The 17,051-nt window shown below is 51.3% G+C and carries 16 protein-coding genes; 5 read left to right on the forward strand and 11 right to left on the reverse strand.

The window, feature by feature from the left end:
- Positions 1–92: 92 nt before the first annotated feature.
- Positions 93–758 (reverse strand): response regulator transcription factor, encoded by a 666-nt coding sequence (locus MKY82_RS20415; RefSeq protein WP_071220338.1) that lies wholly within the window; start codon positions 756–758, stop codon positions 93–95.
- A complete protein-coding gene (locus MKY82_RS20420; protein WP_339218107.1) occupies positions 736–2,454 on the reverse strand; it encodes a GAF domain-containing sensor histidine kinase in 1,719 nt (572 codons plus the stop codon). The genes MKY82_RS20415 and MKY82_RS20420 overlap by 23 nt, the downstream gene beginning before the upstream one ends.
- A gap of 441 nt (positions 2,455–2,895) precedes the next feature.
- Here MKY82_RS20420 and MKY82_RS20425 point away from each other — a divergent pair, with 441 nt between their 5' ends.
- Entirely contained in the window at positions 2,896–3,177 is a 282-nt protein-coding gene (locus MKY82_RS20425) for a CD3324 family protein (RefSeq protein ID WP_006211013.1), read from the forward strand.
- A 143-nt stretch (positions 3,178–3,320) separates the two neighbouring features.
- On the opposite strand, the gene MKY82_RS20430 is transcribed toward MKY82_RS20425, so the two are convergent.
- From MKY82_RS20430 to MKY82_RS20440, 3 genes are all read right to left on the reverse strand, one after another.
- Entirely contained in the window at positions 3,321–3,857 is a 537-nt protein-coding gene (locus tag MKY82_RS20430; protein WP_194543383.1) for a hypothetical protein, read from the reverse strand.
- Positions 3,858–3,877: 20 nt separating this feature from the next.
- Complete coding sequence (locus MKY82_RS20435) at positions 3,878–5,374, reverse strand: amidase family protein (RefSeq protein WP_339218111.1); 1,497 nt, start codon at positions 5,372–5,374, stop codon at positions 3,878–3,880.
- Positions 5,375–5,666: 292 nt separating this feature from the next.
- Positions 5,667–6,080, reverse strand: coding sequence for a DUF4183 domain-containing protein (locus tag MKY82_RS20440; protein ID WP_194543385.1), 414 nt, complete (start codon positions 6,078–6,080; stop codon positions 5,667–5,669).
- A 522-nt stretch (positions 6,081–6,602) separates the two neighbouring features.
- On the opposite strand from MKY82_RS20440, the gene MKY82_RS20445 reads away from it, so the two are divergent.
- The 3 genes from MKY82_RS20445 (at position 6,603) to MKY82_RS20455 (ending at position 8,276) form a co-directional block, all read left to right on the forward strand.
- Positions 6,603–7,091, forward strand: a complete 489-nt coding sequence (locus MKY82_RS20445; RefSeq protein WP_339294255.1) for a DUF4183 domain-containing protein — start codon at positions 6,603–6,605, stop codon at positions 7,089–7,091.
- Positions 7,092–7,455: 364 nt separating this feature from the next.
- Positions 7,456–7,929: a Uma2 family endonuclease gene (locus MKY82_RS20450; protein WP_233354997.1), complete on the forward strand. Its 474-nt coding sequence runs from the start codon at positions 7,456–7,458 to the stop codon at positions 7,927–7,929.
- Positions 7,926–8,276 (forward strand): 2-dehydropantoate 2-reductase N-terminal domain-containing protein, encoded by a 351-nt coding sequence (locus MKY82_RS20455; RefSeq protein WP_339294256.1) that lies wholly within the window; start codon positions 7,926–7,928, stop codon positions 8,274–8,276. Before MKY82_RS20450 ends, MKY82_RS20455 begins: the two co-directional genes overlap by 4 nt.
- A gap of 412 nt (positions 8,277–8,688) precedes the next feature.
- Here MKY82_RS20455 and sstT read toward each other — a convergent pair whose 3' ends face one another.
- On the reverse strand, positions 8,689–9,918 hold the full coding sequence (gene sstT, locus MKY82_RS20460) for a serine/threonine transporter SstT (protein ID WP_339294257.1): 1,230 nt from the start codon (positions 9,916–9,918) through the stop codon (positions 8,689–8,691).
- A 398-nt stretch (positions 9,919–10,316) separates the two neighbouring features.
- On the opposite strand from sstT, the gene MKY82_RS20465 reads away from it, so the two are divergent.
- Positions 10,317–10,628, forward strand: coding sequence for a YbjQ family protein (locus tag MKY82_RS20465; RefSeq protein WP_194543389.1), 312 nt, complete (start codon positions 10,317–10,319; stop codon positions 10,626–10,628).
- A 217-nt stretch (positions 10,629–10,845) separates the two neighbouring features.
- On the opposite strand, the gene MKY82_RS20470 is transcribed toward MKY82_RS20465, so the two are convergent.
- The 5 genes from MKY82_RS20470 to MKY82_RS20490 all read right to left on the reverse strand — a co-directional run bounded on the left by MKY82_RS20470 (position 10,846) and on the right by MKY82_RS20490 (position 16,884).
- Entirely contained in the window at positions 10,846–12,003 is a 1,158-nt protein-coding gene (locus MKY82_RS20470) for an SGNH/GDSL hydrolase family protein (protein WP_339294258.1), read from the reverse strand.
- A gap of 310 nt (positions 12,004–12,313) precedes the next feature.
- On the reverse strand, positions 12,314–12,742 hold the full coding sequence (gene fucU / locus MKY82_RS20475) for an L-fucose mutarotase (protein ID WP_194543391.1): 429 nt from the start codon (positions 12,740–12,742) through the stop codon (positions 12,314–12,316).
- An 81-nt stretch (positions 12,743–12,823) separates the two neighbouring features.
- Entirely contained in the window at positions 12,824–14,335 is a 1,512-nt protein-coding gene (locus MKY82_RS20480) for a rhamnulokinase family protein (RefSeq protein ID WP_194543392.1), read from the reverse strand.
- 71 nt (positions 14,336–14,406) lie between these two features.
- Positions 14,407–15,066, reverse strand: coding sequence for a class II aldolase/adducin family protein (locus MKY82_RS20485; RefSeq protein ID WP_071220327.1), 660 nt, complete (start codon positions 15,064–15,066; stop codon positions 14,407–14,409).
- Between the two features lie 24 nt (positions 15,067–15,090).
- The gene (locus tag MKY82_RS20490) at positions 15,091–16,884 is read right to left on the reverse strand and encodes an L-fucose isomerase (RefSeq protein ID WP_194543393.1); all 1,794 of its coding nucleotides are present in this window, start codon (positions 16,882–16,884) and stop codon (positions 15,091–15,093) included.
- Between the last annotated feature and the right edge of the window lie 167 nt (positions 16,885–17,051).

The raw sequence follows: 17,051 nt of genomic DNA on the forward strand, positions 1-17,051 counted from the left end.
TTTTACAAGCAAAAGCTCTCATGCCTTCGGCTGAGAGCTTCTACAACTATAGTCTTAGATATGATCATTATGTACGGCAAATACAGCAATCCTTATACGATGCCATGCTTGAGCGCATAAATGGCCGCCTGAGTCCGGTCCGCAACCCCCAGCTTATCGAGCAGATGGCTGACATGGGTTTTAACTGTCTTCTCGGTAATATAAAGCGCTTCACTGATTTCCCTGTTGTTCATGCCCGATGCAATCAGCTGTAATACTTCCTGCTCCCGGCGGGTAAGTTTATCCACCTGCGCAGTCTCTTCCTGATGGCCGGACCCACCGGTCTCATCCGTCCCCGCCGGTGAAGTAACATGCGTCATGAGCAGGCCTGCCGCATCCGGATGCAGTTCAACTTGGCCTTCATACACGCGTCTGATCGCAGCCACCAGATCCTCAGGCTCAATATCCTTAAGGAGATAGCCGCGTGCGCCCGCCCGAATGGCTGGCAGCACATGGTCATAATCGATAAACGAGGTCAGCACGATGACTTTAATATGAGGCTGTTCTTTTTTTAACCGTGCGGTCGTATCGATTCCATTGAGAATCGGCATATTCAGATCCATTAACACGACATCGGGATTCAGCTGATTGGCCTTCTCTAACGTTTCCTCGCCATTCGCGGCTTCGCCAACCATCTCGATATCCGGCTGCGTAGCCAGAAAAACCTGCAATCCCCGTCGTACCATGGCATGATCGTCAGCGATCAACAATCGGATCATCGGTGATCCCCCCATTCTCTATTGATCTCACCCTTAAGGGCAGCGAAACCTCAATAATGGTTCCCTCTCTGTACACACTGTATAGACGGAATTGTCCTCCGAGCGATTCCGCCCGTTCCCGCATGCTGGACAACCCAATCGAATGTCTTGTCAGCTCGTTCAATCGTTGCTTGGAAATCCCGCGGCCATGATCTTCGATCCTGAGTTCAACTTCATTTTCCCGCGGGGTTAATACGACCGTTACTTCCTTCGTATCCGCATGCTTGCTTACATTATTCAGCGCCTCTTGACCGATCCTCCACAATGTTTCTTCCACGATCCGGGGCAGGTCCCGTATCCCGTTGATATGTGAGCTTACATGAAGTTTCAATCGTTCGCCGTATTGTTTCAGGCCTGTCATAAGCCCTTCTTCAAGTCCGGGTGGGCGAAGCTGCATGATCAGCTCCCGCATTTCCTTAAGCGCGCTTTGCGACAGGACCTGTATATCATGGATGGTGTCCTGCAGCATACTTGTCTGCTCATGCGGCTCTGCGGCAAGCATTCCCCGCACTCCCTTGGACATCATGACCAGCGAGAACAGGGTTTGGCTTACCGAGTCGTGCAGGTCACGGGCGAGACGATTTCGTTCATCCATTCTTGCGAGCTCCCGCCGGTTTTCCTCCAGACGGATGCGTTGAAGGGTCATGCCGATATGTTCAGCCAGTGCCTCGATCACCTCGATATCTGCCCGGTACGAATCGCCGTAATGATCGAACCCTACTAAAAGCAGTCCAAATGAGGTGTCCCCGGCAGCCGCCAGCGGAACCGCAACCGCTCGGGAGATGGAGGATATCCATCCCTGTTCAACCAAAAGATCTGCAAGCCGCTGTGCGTCTTCTGCACTGACCGGGCTCGGATTGACCTCTCCCTTGCCAGAACGGGTTCGTGCGGCTTCAGCCAGCGGAAATTTGGCATGGGGCAGCGTCGTCTGCCCTCTGCTGTAGAGGGCACGCAGCGTCACTTCGCTGCCGATAGGCTCCAGCAATGCGGCAACCGGCCAGTCAAAGTAACGGCCCATTAAACTCATGACTTGCTTCGTTAATTCAGCCCGGTTAACCGCTTGGGAAGCATAAGCACCGAGTGCGCTGCTATATTCCCCAAGCCGGGCAAACAAATCCGCTCGGCGCTGCTCGGCTGCGTATAGCCGCATGCGCTCAATGGCGCTGCCGATTTGGTAGGCAACCGATTCCAGCAGCGCCAGTTCCTCTTTGGTGAAATGCAGTTTCCCGGGTGCAGCCACATTTAGTACGCCGAACCTGCGGCTGCCGGATCGCAGCGGAACGGTTGCATGGTGGGTTATGCCTTCCGTATCCCCCCACTGGTAACGAACGGCGTTATCCAGACGTTTGCAATTCAATATGTTCACGGCATTTTTCAGACGTCCGTCATCGTAACGCTCCAGGCACCAGCAGCTGCCGCATCTCATAGGTTCGTTGTCGTTCCGGCTCAGGGCAGGCGGCAAATTCCGGCTGGCTACGAATTCATGCGTTCCCCGATCTTCCACCAGGAACAGCCAACCGGTCGTAAGTCCGGTCAGCTCCAGCAGCTTGGTAATAACAACGTCCAGCATGGGGCCAAGCTCATTGGACTCGTTCAATGTTTCTGCGATCGTCTTCAGCGTAATTAACTCCTGAATATGCGGATCGTGATTGGACATACACGAAAGCTCCTTCTTTTTTTGCATTCTGAAGTAACTATATTATATAATCCTGTCACGTACCATCAAAATGCCTATGGAACCCTTCGGACGTTTCTCAATTCATTCACCCCATGAATTTTGGTAAAAAACAATTAATATTGTTTTATCTCTTGCAAATTCCCACCTACATATGGCTTAATATAGAAGTCGGGGCCGACGAAATGAGCTGAAAGGAGGCTGATTGCAATGATTCAGATCCGTGAGGTGGTATTCGCGTAAAGCGAATATCCGTTAAAATAGGAGCCCGCTGCGGGCTCCCTATATCTATTTTTAAATCCAACAACTCAAAAAATCCAAAAAAAACCAATATCACGAAAGGAGGAGGGCAAGCATGATCAATACAATTGTTTTGAAACTCAGCGATAGCTTAAATATGTATACAGAAAGAGGAGGGCGTCGATGGGCCATTACAAAAACGGAAGAGAAGTGCTTCCCCCCGAGCTGCTGCAGCAAATTCAACAGTATATAGATGGAGAATTACTCTACATACCGAAACAGAGCGAGCAAAGAGCCGGCTGGGGAGAGTTAAGCGGTTCCAAACAACGCATCGAAAGTCGAAATAAAGAAATGTATCGCGCTTATTGCAAAGGACGGTCCATTGAGGAATTGGAACGGACCTACTTCCTGTCTGGAGAAAGCGTGCGCAAGATCATAAGTAAACTTACCCGCGTAGGGACCTGAATCGATGAGATTTAACGGTCTGCTCACGGATTAACATAGGACTGTTCCCTTGGGGCGCAGTCCTTTCCATTTTATATGAACGATACTGCATAACAGAAAATGCCCGACTGCAGGCGAATCTACAGTCGGGCATTTGTTATACCCTAACGATTTTCCGGCTTCTCCCCTGCGACATCCCAACGATGTCGAAATTTCTCCAATCGCGGGTGCAGATACGGCGGCTCCGACAAGAGGATTAGCCTCAGCTTCACAATCCATTCTTCGAAGGAGGAAAAGGAGGCAAACGCATTTGCCATCTCAGGTGTCAGAACAAGAAAATGGGGACTTCCGTATTTCTCTGCCAGATGACGAAGCGCGGTATCGATCGGCGTGTATTTTTTTCGTTTCGACTCGAAGGGTTCAATCACAACCGATGCTCCTGCATGATCTTCGATCCATTCCTGAAGCTGTTTCTCCCGTTTGTAATAAGGGCTGACCGGTTCCTTGAACATCCGCTTCGCTGTCTCTTCATGCAGCGGATACAACACCAATTTTACAAATGACCGTTCTTCTAAAATGGCAGCGGCCTGCTCCAAATCCTCCTGAACCTGCTCGAAGAGGTCGTAGAATATTAAGGTTCCTTTGGTTGTCGGCTTTGGGGGCTCGTAACCGTAAGGAACATACTCCAAATTGCGCGGCATGATGGAACTTCACCTCTCTTTTACTCTGATGACGGGGATGAAAGTCTCGGTGGTACGCGATGCTGGGTAGCCTGCTCAAAGCCGTAGGCTAATTGGATCAGGACGGGCTCGCTATATGCCGTCCCGATGAACGTAATGCCCTGTGGCCCCTTCGTAATATATCCTCCCGGCGCAATGACGCCATTCTCGGCATAGCCGCCGGGAACGGTTACCGATGGATACCCTGCCCGGGCAGCCAAATCCGGTCCATATTCATTACCCAGAAACAGCAGGGCGTCCAGCTGATACGCCTGCAAAACATGGTCAATCCCTCTCGCTCCCGCCATTTCTTTATTCTTCTGCTTGCTCTTAAGATACTCTGTTTCGGTCAGCGTGCCGCTCGTTTCCTCGGCCCAGATCAATGTGCCCTGTCCATATTTCAAGGCAATCTCAGCGTGTGCCTCATTATAAGCGATAACCTCGGCCAACGAATGAACAGGCAGAGACGCATCTACGTTCGCCAAATAATCATTGACATATTTTTTGAACTCATAGCGAAGGACATTGGCGTCCCACTTGGTATCCTGGCAAGGCAGCTCCACTGGATCAATTATGGTAGCTCCTTGATTCCGCAGCACTTCAATGGCGGATTCTACAATATCTAGTCTATCCCGATCCAAGTGCTTATAGTAGTATCGGGGAATCCCGATTCGTGCTTTCTTCAAATACCTCGAATCCAGATACTCCGTGTAGTCCTCCACCCTTTTTTGAGGATCGATCTGGGTCACTTCGTCCAGATCATCAGCTCCCGCGATCGCGCTAAGCAGAATCGCTGCATCTTCCACCGTTCTGGTCATTGGACCTGCCGTATCCTGTGTGTGAGTGATAGGGATGATACCTGAACGGCTTACCAGTCCAATCGTCGGCTTAATGCCAACCAGGCTGTTCTGGCTGGAAGGACTGATAATCGAACCTGATGTTTCCGTCCCGATGGCCGCTGCGGCCAAATTCGCCGCCACCGCAGCACCGGAGCCTGAGCTTGAACCTCCAACAAACATTTCCCCTGGACCGTATGGGTTTAATGTAAGTCCGTTTCTTGATGAATATCCTGCCCACATGGTCGGGGACATAAAGTTCGCCCATTCGGTCATGTTGCTCTTGCCCAAAATAACAGCACCCGCCTTACGCAGCTTCGCAGCAACAAAGGAATCTTTGGTGGCAAACGAATCCGCAAGGGTGATGGAGCCGGCACTCGTATGCAGCCGATCCCCGGTGGCGATATTGTCCTTAAGCAGGATGGGAATCCCATGAAGCAATCCTCTTGCACCCTGGTCCTTGCGCTCCAGGTCCAGCTCCTCGGCAATTTGCAGCGCTTCAGGATTTACCTCAAGAACCGAGCGGAGAATTCCATCGTATAACCCGATCCGCTCCAAATATAATTGAACCAGGTCTACTGAAGTCATCCAACCCTCAGTCATCGCATGCTGCATATCCGAAATGGTTGCTTCCACAATCCATGCTTTTTTATCCATGATCATATATAGTCCCCCAGACTTATCTTTCTGAACTTGCGGTAGATGGTGGGGATTAATGTTTCATATTTTAGCCTCCAAACGTTTCAGGTTCCTATATGTAATTCGGGATATAGGAACAAAATCCCTCTTATTGGCATAAACCCGCTCGGCACCTGAATGGCTCATTTCGCCTGATTCTGTTTGCACTCATCTAATCGCAAACAAAAACGCAAAAGCAGATCAAGAATGACCTCTTGATCCGCTCTTTAAATGAAAAAGATTGCCCTAATCTTATTGATCAGGGCAACCCCTTTCCTTAACTGATGATCGTAATGACCGGAGCCGATATTGTCGGCTGTGTCGTGATCGCAGAAGCTGTGTTCGTAAAACTAGCGATTTCTAGTAAAACAGGTATCCCCGCCGGAACATCCGTCGTATCGAGTACCAAGCTGGCGGTTGTTAATGTCGACAAGGCAAGTTGTTGAAGCATGCCGTTTATATACACATTAAAGTATTCTGAACCTGTCAACGCGGGGAATGCTGTCACGGCTGCTTCGGCATCATCGACAAAACTCGTTGCCGGCATGGTAATGGAGTCTGCTCCGATCATAGCTTCGGTAATCAGCGCAAAGTAACGGGTTACCGTTGGCGTTACCGTTGTGGTGATCGTTCCCCCGGTTGCAACGGGGGGCGTTGCGACAGCAGTAATAATAGGTTTGATAACTGGCATGTAATCACTCCTCTCTGCAGCAAGATAACAAAAAGTATGGCTGAGCCATAATATCATTAAATGATAGATTTCTAGTTTTGACCCTGGCATCCTCCCAATTATAGTAAAAACTTAACAGAAAACTACCAGCGTACCGGTCAATATATCATTGAAGAAAGGACAAATGTCCACTCCACTCCCCTTCCGATGACATAATCTAAATACATACATTCATCCGGGGCGGTGATAAGACTGAAAACTCCCGTGATTAAACGGAAGCGGTATCCAATAATAAAATCCCCTAGGCATCACAGACGCAGAAACCTCAAGAAGCGCAAATGTAAACGTGTCGTATCACCTATCAATAGAAAAAGGATCCGACCGCGCAAGACCAGATCCGATTATCCGGCCATCATCCCATCTGAATGGTCGGAAACACAACTGATAAGGAGCTCTAAGGGATTACCTGAATTACCTGGATTGCCTGGTCAGCCAGGCAATCCAGGTCTCCAAGGTGATCAAGGCATTCAAGGGCCTCCAGGCGTGCCAGGTCTTCCGGGCTCCGACGGAGCATCCGGCATTCCGGGTCAGACGGGCGTCCAAGGGCTGCCAGGTATTCAAGGCATTCCCGGTGAGCAAGGCATCCCAGGCCCTCAAGGTCCTCCGGGCCTTCCCGGGCCCCCTGGTCCACAGGGCATCCAAGGATTACCGGGAAGCGTGATAGTGCCGGAGATCATTGTACTGCCAACCACGCTTCGTTATTTTTATGTATTGTTGTCCGAGGTTAATCTGGATGCTCCCTTCGCCATATCTGCCCAGCAATTTACGGATGATGACGGAAATCCATTTCAGAGCATCGAGGTCGGTCCGAACACCACCTCAACGGTTTATATCAACGGCATGATTCAGGAAGGCCGAATATATACCCTCACGCCGGACGCTCTAACCCTGTATTCCCCCGGCGATGTGCTCCTGGCCGGCACCCCGATCTTGCTGGAGGTTTTATATCTCACCGTTCAGGTGGTGCCTTGAACGGTGAGCAAAGAACCTTGCTATTCGCTGCGGCGGGTAGCAAGGTTCACGAAAAAGACATCTGCCGCAAGGGAGATGTCTCTTTCTCAGCATCTTAATCTTCGGACCGGCTCATGCCAAGCATCTTAATGTCTGCACTTCAACAAGCAACAGATTCTGCGGTGATTTAATGAAGTGTTTGAGTAATCAAAACCACCCGTATAACGGGTGGTTTACTCTGCGGCTGAAAGCCTTTGTTGCTGGCCAGCCCTAAAAGGGCATTGAATGGTTCGCTAACTGCACTACTTTTTCGGCTACCCCTAAGGGGTCTATTTCTTCTTTCGATTAAGCATCGGAACAGCGATACGAGCTGATCGACGGCGTCGTGTACAACTTGGCCTCCCCTTCGTACAAGCACCAGCATGCGGTACATGAACTGATTGGCACATTTTACAACTGGTTTAAGGGGAAATCCTGCATACCGCTAACTTCTCCATTCGATATTACTTTGAAGAAGGAGGAGGACAATATCTGTGTTGTGCAGCCGGATCTGGTTGTCATTTGTGATAAAGATCAAATCGATGAGAAGGGGAAATACAAGGGTACACCAGACCTGGCCATCGAGGTGCTGTCCCCGTCCTCGCGAAGCAAGGATATGATCCCAAAGCTTGATCTATACCGGCAATGCGGCGTGAAAGAGTATTGGATCGTCGATCCGATGAAAGCACAAGTCACGGTGTATTCCTTCTTGGACGGCGAGATCGCCGATGTGAGCTATTACGCTCAAGGCCGTGACCCTTTTGCGGAATCCCCACTGTATCCGGGTTTGCAAGTTTCAACGCAAGACCTGTTCGTGTGAGAGTAGACCCTGCGAACAGCCGCCCCTCACGAGGAGCTGGCGTACTGGGCAGTTATCTGGCGCATGTGCTGGTGCGGGGCGGCAATGACGTCACCGCGCTGGCACGAGGCAGGCGGACCGAGGAGCTGGAGAGAGACGGAATCGTCATCCGTCATCATATACAGCGAAAAACAACGGTGGATCGAACGCATGTGATTGAATCGCTGGCGGAGAATGATACCTATGATCTCATTTTTGTAGTGATGAAATATACCGATTTCCCGGCAATCCTGCCGATTTTGGCAAAGAACCGCAGCCGCAATATCCTACTGGTGGGCAATAATACGGATGCAGATCAGATGGAATAATACCTTCAAGCGCATAACGACACGCCCAAGCATATCGCCTTCGGATTCCAAGTAAGTGCCGGACAACGTTAGGAAGACCGAATGGTTGCTGTACGCTTGGCTAAAGAACCATATCATCCCGATAGTAGGGCTCAATATGGCCACCCGCATTCATGGTGGACAGATGAATAAGGTCGCTCGCGACACCAAGCGAACATTCCCACTCCCTGCTTCAGCAGTTGCTAAAGGACAAGTCGGGGACGATGTAAGCACTACAAAAGGAGGCTGTTCCATAAGGACAGCCTCCCGGGCTGTTCTGCGGTGGGCAGAATGCAGCGGAGGTGGAGAGCAGCTTGTTGCCGGAAGAATGAAACCGAAGTGCAGTTGATGGACGGATGCAGCAGATCAATTCATAATCGTAAACTTGCTAAAGCTAAGCATTCGCGATTGTAGGGTTGCCTTCTTTGCGCTGCTTCGCTCGCTCTTCTGTCGCTGTAAACAGTACATCAGAGGAAGAGTTGAGCGCCGTCTCGCAAGAATCCTGCAACACACCGATGATAAAGCCCACGCCCACGACCTGCATGGCAATATCATTGGAGATGCCGAACAGGCTGCACGCCAGAGGGATAATGAGCAGCGACCCGCCGGCCACGCCTGAGGCGCCTACGGCCGACACAGCGGATACTACGCTGAGAATAAGCGCCGTTCCGAAATCCACCTGAACCCCAAGCGTATGCACAGCCGCCAGCGTCAAGACCGAGATGGTCACTGCCGCTCCCGACATATTGATGGTAGCCCCGAGCGGAATGGATACGGAGTACGTATCCGGGTTGAGCTTTAACTTTTCACATAAGCGCATATTAATCGGAATGTTGGCAGCCGAGCTACGGGTGAAGAACGCCGTAATACCGCTTTCTCTCAAGCAGGTAAACACCAGCGGATACGGATTCTCGCGCAGCCTTGCATAGACGATGAGCGGGTTAACGACAAGCGCTACCAACAGCATGCATCCGATCAGCACGAGCAGCAGCCTTCCGTAATCCAGCAGGCTTTCAAGTCCGTTGGTTGTAATGGAATCAAACACCAGGCCCATGATCCCGAACGGCGCAAACTGGATCACCCATTTTACGATTTGGGATATAGCATCCGCACCGCTTGTGAGCAGGCTTTTGGTGCCCTCCTTGGCATTACGCAAAGCGATGCCCAGCAGGATCGCCCAAGCGAGAATACCGATATAGTTGGCGTTCATCAATGCATTGACCGGATTATCCACCACATTAAACAACAGGGTCTTGAGAACTTCAACAATACCCTCCGGCGGAGTCAGGTTTGTTGAGCTTGTGACCAGTGACAGGCTTGCCGGGAATATGAAGCTGGCGATAACCGCTACCAACCCTGCGAGAAATGTGCTTATGGCATACAGGACAAGAATGGACTTCATATTCGTCTTGCGGCCTTTTTGATGGTTAGAGATGGCCGACATGACCAGCAATAGTACCAGTACGGGTGCAACCGCTTTTAATGCGGATACGAATAAAGAGCCGAACAGGCTGATCCCCGTCGCACCGGGAACGATCAGCGCCAGAATAACCCCCACGATAATCCCGGCTAATATCCGCTTTACCAGGCTCACTCGGTTCCACTTGAGCATCAATTCTTTCATATTATTCCTCCGAATCTATAAAATTTCACTAAGCACCGCCTCGACGCTGTAATGAACTATAGCGTTAGTTTATCACGTAAAGGGTCTGTTGTGTTAGACTGGAAATATATGTGTACCTGACAATAAATTCTACTACAACTCATCGGAATCCGTCTATCCGTGCAACCAATCTCTCTGTGTCGCGTAATAAGAGGGAACACACACCGGAAAAGGCTGAGCCGACATTCTTCCTGAAGCCATGCCCATGCTATCCCAATCATAGGGCGCCCTTCACTTAGCGGTCAATGGACTGGTACCGTCCTCCGACATGGTCGTTCCCTTAACTCGGACTTTTTTATTCGGAATGTGGTTACACTTGAATCAAGATCATAAAAATTATATGAAAGAAGGAAAATGGTATGATAATTACAACTACATCCATCATTGAAGGCTACCCGGTTAAAAGATACATCGGCGTTGTGACCGGCGAAGTGATTATGGGCGCTAACGTAGTTAGGGACTTTCTGGCTTCCATTACCGATATTGTCGGCGGACGCTCGGGTGCCTATGAGAACAAGCTGCAGGAAGCAAGGGACGCGGCGTTTGTCGAGATGGAGGATAAGGCCTCGCGTATGGGGGCCAACGCGATTATAGCGGTAGATATTGATTATGAAGTTATCCGTGAAGGAATGCTGATGGTAGCCGTCAGCGGAACAGCAGTCGTCGTATAACATAGGACCTACAGCGCATTCATAAACAAACATCGTCATGCACCAGCCAGCTCTGCCCGATCAACAAATTCCGGGTTGAGCTGGCTTTTTCATCGGTATCAAAAATGTCCATTCGAACGCGCTCGCAGGTTCCCAGCTTTTACCCGGCGTCACCGGATTGGGGAAACAGCCGTTGCCCGCTCCGTTATTGACCGGAGCGGTTTTAATTATAAATTTATTAATTCATCCGCTGGGCCTCATACCACTTCAGGAAAGCTTCAGCCACCGCTGCTCCCGCCAGACCGTTCGGATGCGGATCATCGGAATTGCTCATATACTTCGGCTGAATCCGATGCTCCTCCGGAGCCGGACAGGACAGAACCGCCGCGATATCAAATACGGCATCCACACCTTCAGGAGGACGGGTTCGAATCGCTTCATTAACGGTGCGCCATACCTCTTCTCTGTCTCCGGTAAAATTGAATGGAGGCACGGTGAAGAGAAGGATCCGCGCTCCCGTTCCGTCCTCCCTCTGCTTTAGCCGCCTTACTATGGTGGATAAATCATTGAGCAGCTCCCTGGAGCTTCTTGCCCCGATATCGATGTCGTTAACACCGAGCACAAGCGCAACAACATCCCCTTCGGCCGCCTTTGCGAGCCAAGGGCCGTCTGCCGAGGCGTCATAGGCTCTCGCCCAGCCGGAACCGATATTCCATACACTGTAGTCTGTTCCGAGGCCATCCGCTATGCGAGATACGCAGTATTCATACTCGTCTTGGGCCGTTCTTACACCTTGAGTAATCGAGTCTCCCAGGAAGACCATCCGCTGCTGAACCGTTCGGGCATACCCTATAAATGCAGGCATGACCAAGCGGCTCACTGCCGGCACGAACGCTGCTCCCAACTCGTCATCCGCCTTATTCCCTTCAGCTTCATAAGCCGTTACAAGCAGCCCCTCCGTATTGTATGGCACCGTTTTCCCTGAAGAAAGCGTCGTTATGGTCCACGTGAACGCCAGTTCATGTCCATCGGGCAGTTCGACCAGTACCGGATCGCTCCAGAACGTCTCGCCGGGAGCCACCGCCTTACCGGATTTCCCGTCAAACGTAATCTGCACGCTCGTTCCAGGTACAACCTGCCCATCCCGTCCCGTGCCCCCATCGGCAGCATAAGCCGCTTCAATACGCCACGCTCCCCCCGGCATGCTCCCTTTTGCCACCGAGCCGACATCCCAAGTAGAATCGACCGAGTTGCTATGCCAAAATCTCAGCTTTAGCTGCCCGGACTCTCTCGGTTTGATATAGGTACGATAGGTACAGGTAATTACATTGTCTTGCTCCATAACATAATTGGTTGCCGTTGATACAACCGATAGAGATACGTATTTTCCTCTCACAATGTCTCACCTTCATTTTTATGATGTTATGTACTTGCCAGAATCATCTTGGCGTCTTTCTTTCTCGCTCTGCTCCAGCGTTGCCCGTTCTCCTCCAAATTCGACTTGATCATCCAAAAGGCCGACATTCTTCCGCCAGCTACTGTTATCTGGGCTAATGCTCATTGTAGATCAATCCGGCAGAGTTGTGTTCATTTTTTACGCATGATGATGATAATCACTTGGACAATTATTTGCTTTAGCTTTTGGTTGGATTAGTAGAAAAAAAGACCGCCGCAGCGATCTCTTCTTTAACATTGCACCAGTTAGTCTAAACGACTACACCCTTTTTAAGGATAATATTTGCGTACAGCGCTTTTTCGCCGGTCGACACGACGACATAAGCATTCTTCGCCCGCTCATAGAACGAGAATCGCTCTACCTCATCAAATTGGACGGGAACGGCATGAAACTGCTTTACGATCTCACGGTATTCATTCCAGATCGGAGTTGCTACGGTATCCCCCGGCGTCACAGCCATCAGCGCTACCGGGGACTCAACATACGTATCGAGCGGAAATAACGGCAATATCGCGTTTAATAACGCAGGAATTCCGTGTCCGTCTGCCCGGACCAACCGCTGGGCATGACTGGCTGCCGGAAAATTGGCATCGCCGAGCACAATTTCATCCGCGTGCCCCATCTCCATCAGAATCTTCAGCAGCTCAGGCGAGAGCACATGTGATATGCCTTTTAGCATGATATGACATCCTTCTCTATCGAATTTAGATGTAAGGCTTGGAATATTAGGAGACCGCCATTCGCTATGAATCCCTTAAACTTACTGTTGTACCTGCTGTTGTTCGACAATGGACTTGTAATGCTGGAATGCTGCCTCCCAATCCTCGTTGGACTCAGGCCCGTACCAGGCAAGCGGAAAAGACCGCTTGACGAGTTCCACTCCCTCTTCCCGATTGCGCAATGTGCCATTCGCCACAAATTGAACCAGCATGTTCCCGATGGCACTTGCCTCAATCGGTCCGGCCCACACTGTTCGGCCCATGGCATTGGCCGTATAACGGCACAACAACTCGTTTTGAATGCCGCCGCCAACCATATGAAGCCCATCGTAGTGGTGCCCTGTCAGAACCTCCATTCGCTCAAGCACTTCCCGGTATCTCATAGCCAAGCTCTGCAGTATGCACTGGACATACTCTCCGGTGCTATGAGGAATGGGCTGCCCTGTCTCCCGGCAATAATCCCGGATTTCAGCCGGCATATCCGCCGGATTCATGAAGCGCAGGTCATCCGGGTTTATGAAGCTGCGGAACGATTCCGCGTCCTGAGCAAGTTCGACCAGCTCTGCAAATGAATACGTCAATCCTTGATTCTCCCATTGACGCTTGCACTCCTGAAGAATCCAAAGGCCCATAATATTCTTCAGTAATTGAAAGGTTTGATAGGCTCCACCCTCATTGGAGAAGTCTTCCTCCAGCACGTCCGTATGGACAAGCGGCTCCGGAAGCTCGGTTCCTAGAAGCGACCAGGTACCGCATACTAGATAGGCAAATCGGGAGGTGTTCGCAGGAACGGCTACCACGGCGGATTCCGTATCATGCGATGCCACGGCAATCGCTTTAATCGCCGGAACGCCCAGCTCTTGCGCCACGGCATCCTGCAGCCTTCCAATCACGGTTCCCGGCTGTACGGGTTCAATGAACAGGGATGCGGAAAGCCCCAGCTCCTCCATTAAGGGTTCATTCCACTTGCCTTCTGTAACATGATAGAGCTGAGTCGTGGTGGCCATAGTGAACTCGCACGCCTGGACCCCCGTCAGATAATAGTTCAGTAGATCCGGAGTGAGTAGGAACTTATCTGCAATATCAAGCATCGGAGATTTTGACTTTAGCATCGCATTTAACTGGAAAATCGTGTTAAACGGCATGAATTGCAGACCGCTTTCTTGAAACAGTCGTTCTCTCCCGACCTGCTCGCAGGTTTCCTCCACCATGCCTTCCGTCCGCAGATCCCGGTAATGATAAGGAACTCCGATGAGCTCCCCGTTACGGTCAATCAGTCCATAATCGACGCCCCATGAATCGATGCCATAGCTGACCGGTTGATAGCCGGCTTGGAACGCTTTGCGGATGCCATGCTTAACCTCCTGCAGCAGCATCGGGAAATTCCAGTGCAAATGCTGTCCCATCTGGACGGGTATATTGGCAAAGCGGTGAATCTCGGTAATCTTCAGCATGCCGGGCGATTCATGATCAGAAGAGGTGATCTCGCCCAGCAGCGCCCGGCCGCTGCTGGCCCCCAAGTCAAACGCAAGCACCGCGGATGAATTGCTCATAAGCCGCATCCTTTCTCACCTTAGTACTTTACCGATCCGAGTTTCAACAACCGGATCTGACCCACAATCTTTTATTTCATCTTCTGCAGGAGCTGAATACGATAATCTTCGCTCTCCAGCGCAGCGATATCATCCACTTCCTGATCTGTCAGCGGCACCGGTGTGCCGGCAGCCTTGGCGCTCAGATAAATTTTGGCGCTCTCTTCAACTACCTGGGTTCGGTAATACGCTTCACGCAGATTCCGGCCGGTTGTAACCAGTCCATGGTTACCGAGCAGGATGGAACTGGCCGTCGTTACTTTCTCCGCGACGGCATCTGCCAGCAAATCTGTCGTAGGAATGATGTAAGGGATGTATGCCGTACGTCCAACCAATGCCGCCTGGTCCGGAAACATCACCGGCAGCTCCCTCTCAACCAACGTAAAGGCAATGCAGTGGGATGGATGTGTATGCACCATCGCCCCGATATCGGGGTTGCTCCGGTATCCATACAGGTGCATCAGCACTTCGGACGAAGGCCGTAATCCTATATCGGTAATATCGCCGGTCGGGATATCGACTTCGATCCATTGCTCCGGTTCAATCTCCTCCAGCGCAAAACCGCTCGGGGACAAATACATTTTGTCCCCGGCTCTCGCGCTGATGTTTCCTCCCGGTCCTACAACGAGTCCGCTGTCGACGATTTTTTTGGCATACTTGCAGAGTTCATTTCTCGTTTCCATGTTCAGCATGTTCTCCTACTCCTCTCGTTAACCTTATTTATATAGAGGACCGAAGTTCTGACAAGCGCGGAAGTCTGCGCTCTCCGGATCGGTCGTTCCGAACATTCCCCATGCACGTGGGCGGAACACCTCTTCGGCTGGCACATTATGCATGTTGACCGGAATGCGCAGGACCGAGGCCAGGGTAATGAGATCCGCTCCGATATGTCCGTAACTGATTACGCCATGGTTAGCGCCCCACTGGTTCATGACCTCATAAACGCTTGAGAACGCACCCTGTCCCGTAAGGTTCGGCACAAACCAGGTCGTTGGCCATGTCGGGTCTGTACGCTTATCGAGCGTGTCGTGTACCTCCGCCGGCAGATCCACAGAATAGCCTTCGGCAATTTGCAGCACGGGACCAAGACCTTTTACCAGGTTAAGACGGAACATCGTCATCGGCATGCCGCCGCGCGTCAGGTAGTCGGTCGAGTAACCGCCGCCCCGGAAATACTCCAAGTTAGCCGGTCTCCACTGCGTGGCCTTCAGCGTGCGTTCAACCTCTTCCTCCGTGATCTCCCAGAACGGCTTCATAGCCGGTTTGCCATCTATCTCCTGCTCGCCCGTTCCATCCAATGCAGCCGAGCCGGAATTGATCAGATGCAGGATGCCATTCTCTGCTTTTCCTTCAAGCTTATAGCCGGTAACCCGTTCTACCGAAGCCGGACTCCAGTAAGTACGCACATCCGCGAAAATCTGTGCCGTATTGGTTAACAGGTATCCGAACAGCATGCCGACTCCGTTCAGGCTGTCATTCTCGGTTGCCACGATATACGGCGAACGCCTGCCGTTCCAATCGAAGGAGGAGTTGAGGATGGTCTCCAGGAAATCACCGTTAGGGGAATGATCCGTCCACTGCCGCTGACCTTGGAATCCGGAAGCGATAGCGCTGTGACCCTGAGCCTCCTCTTCAAAGCCAAGCTCCTTCAGGCGCGGATTACCGATCATCAAATCGCGGGTGATCAGCGTCATTTTGACGACGGTTTCCCACTCCAGATCCTTGCGCTCCCGACTGTTCTGGAGATGATCCGGATTGTTATCCGGTCCTTCCGTACAATTCTCCTTCACCCAAGCAAGCGCCTGTTCATATTCTTCAGGATCATAGATGCCTTCTTCCAAGCGGCGCGTAAACTCGCTCATATCTACATATTCGTTCCGCATGCCCAGATACTCCTGGAAGAAGCTGTCGTCCACGATCGAGCCGGCGATGCCCATCGACACCGAGCCCATGGACAAATACGATTGTCCGCGCATGTACGCTGCAGCCAAGCCGCTCCGTGCAAAACGCAGAAGCTTCTCTTGAACGTCGTCCGGAATACGGGTATCCCCTTCATCCTGAACGTCTTCGCCATAGATGCCGAATGCAGGAAGCCCCTTCTGGGCATGGGCCGACAGTACCGCGGCTAGGTAAACCGCGCCTGGACGTCCTGTTCCGTTAAAGCCCCATACCGCCTTCGGACGCGAAGGATCGACATCCATCGTCTCGGTGCCGTAACACCAGCAAGGCGTAACGGTTATGGTTAGGCCGACTTCGGCATTTTTGAATTTTTTGGCGGCTGCAGTTGCTTCAGCCACTCCGCCAATGCACGTATCCGCAATCACGCATTCAACTGGCTCGCCGTTCGGATATTTGAGCTCCTTCGTCAACATCTCGGCGACGGCCTTGGCCAGATTCATGGTCTGTTCCTCGAGTGATTCGCGAACCCCTCTCCGTCTTCCATCTATCGTAGGGCGAATCCCGATTCTCGGAAAACCGTCTCGCCATCTGTAATCGTTTTCAATTGTCATGTATGTCACGCCTTCCTATAAGGATTATGACATCATTGTAAGATGATTCGGTGCAAGAGATAACCCACTATTTTGTTATATCGGCTCCTAATTTCAGCAAGACAGTGAACCATCCCGATTAGCAGATGTAAACGATTTCCGCACTGAAAGGGCGTTTTGCATTATAA

Source organism: Paenibacillus sp. FSL W7-1279 (assembly GCF_037969845.1).
In the GTDB taxonomy this organism is placed as follows: Bacteria; Bacillota; Bacilli; order Paenibacillales; family Paenibacillaceae; genus Paenibacillus_AQ.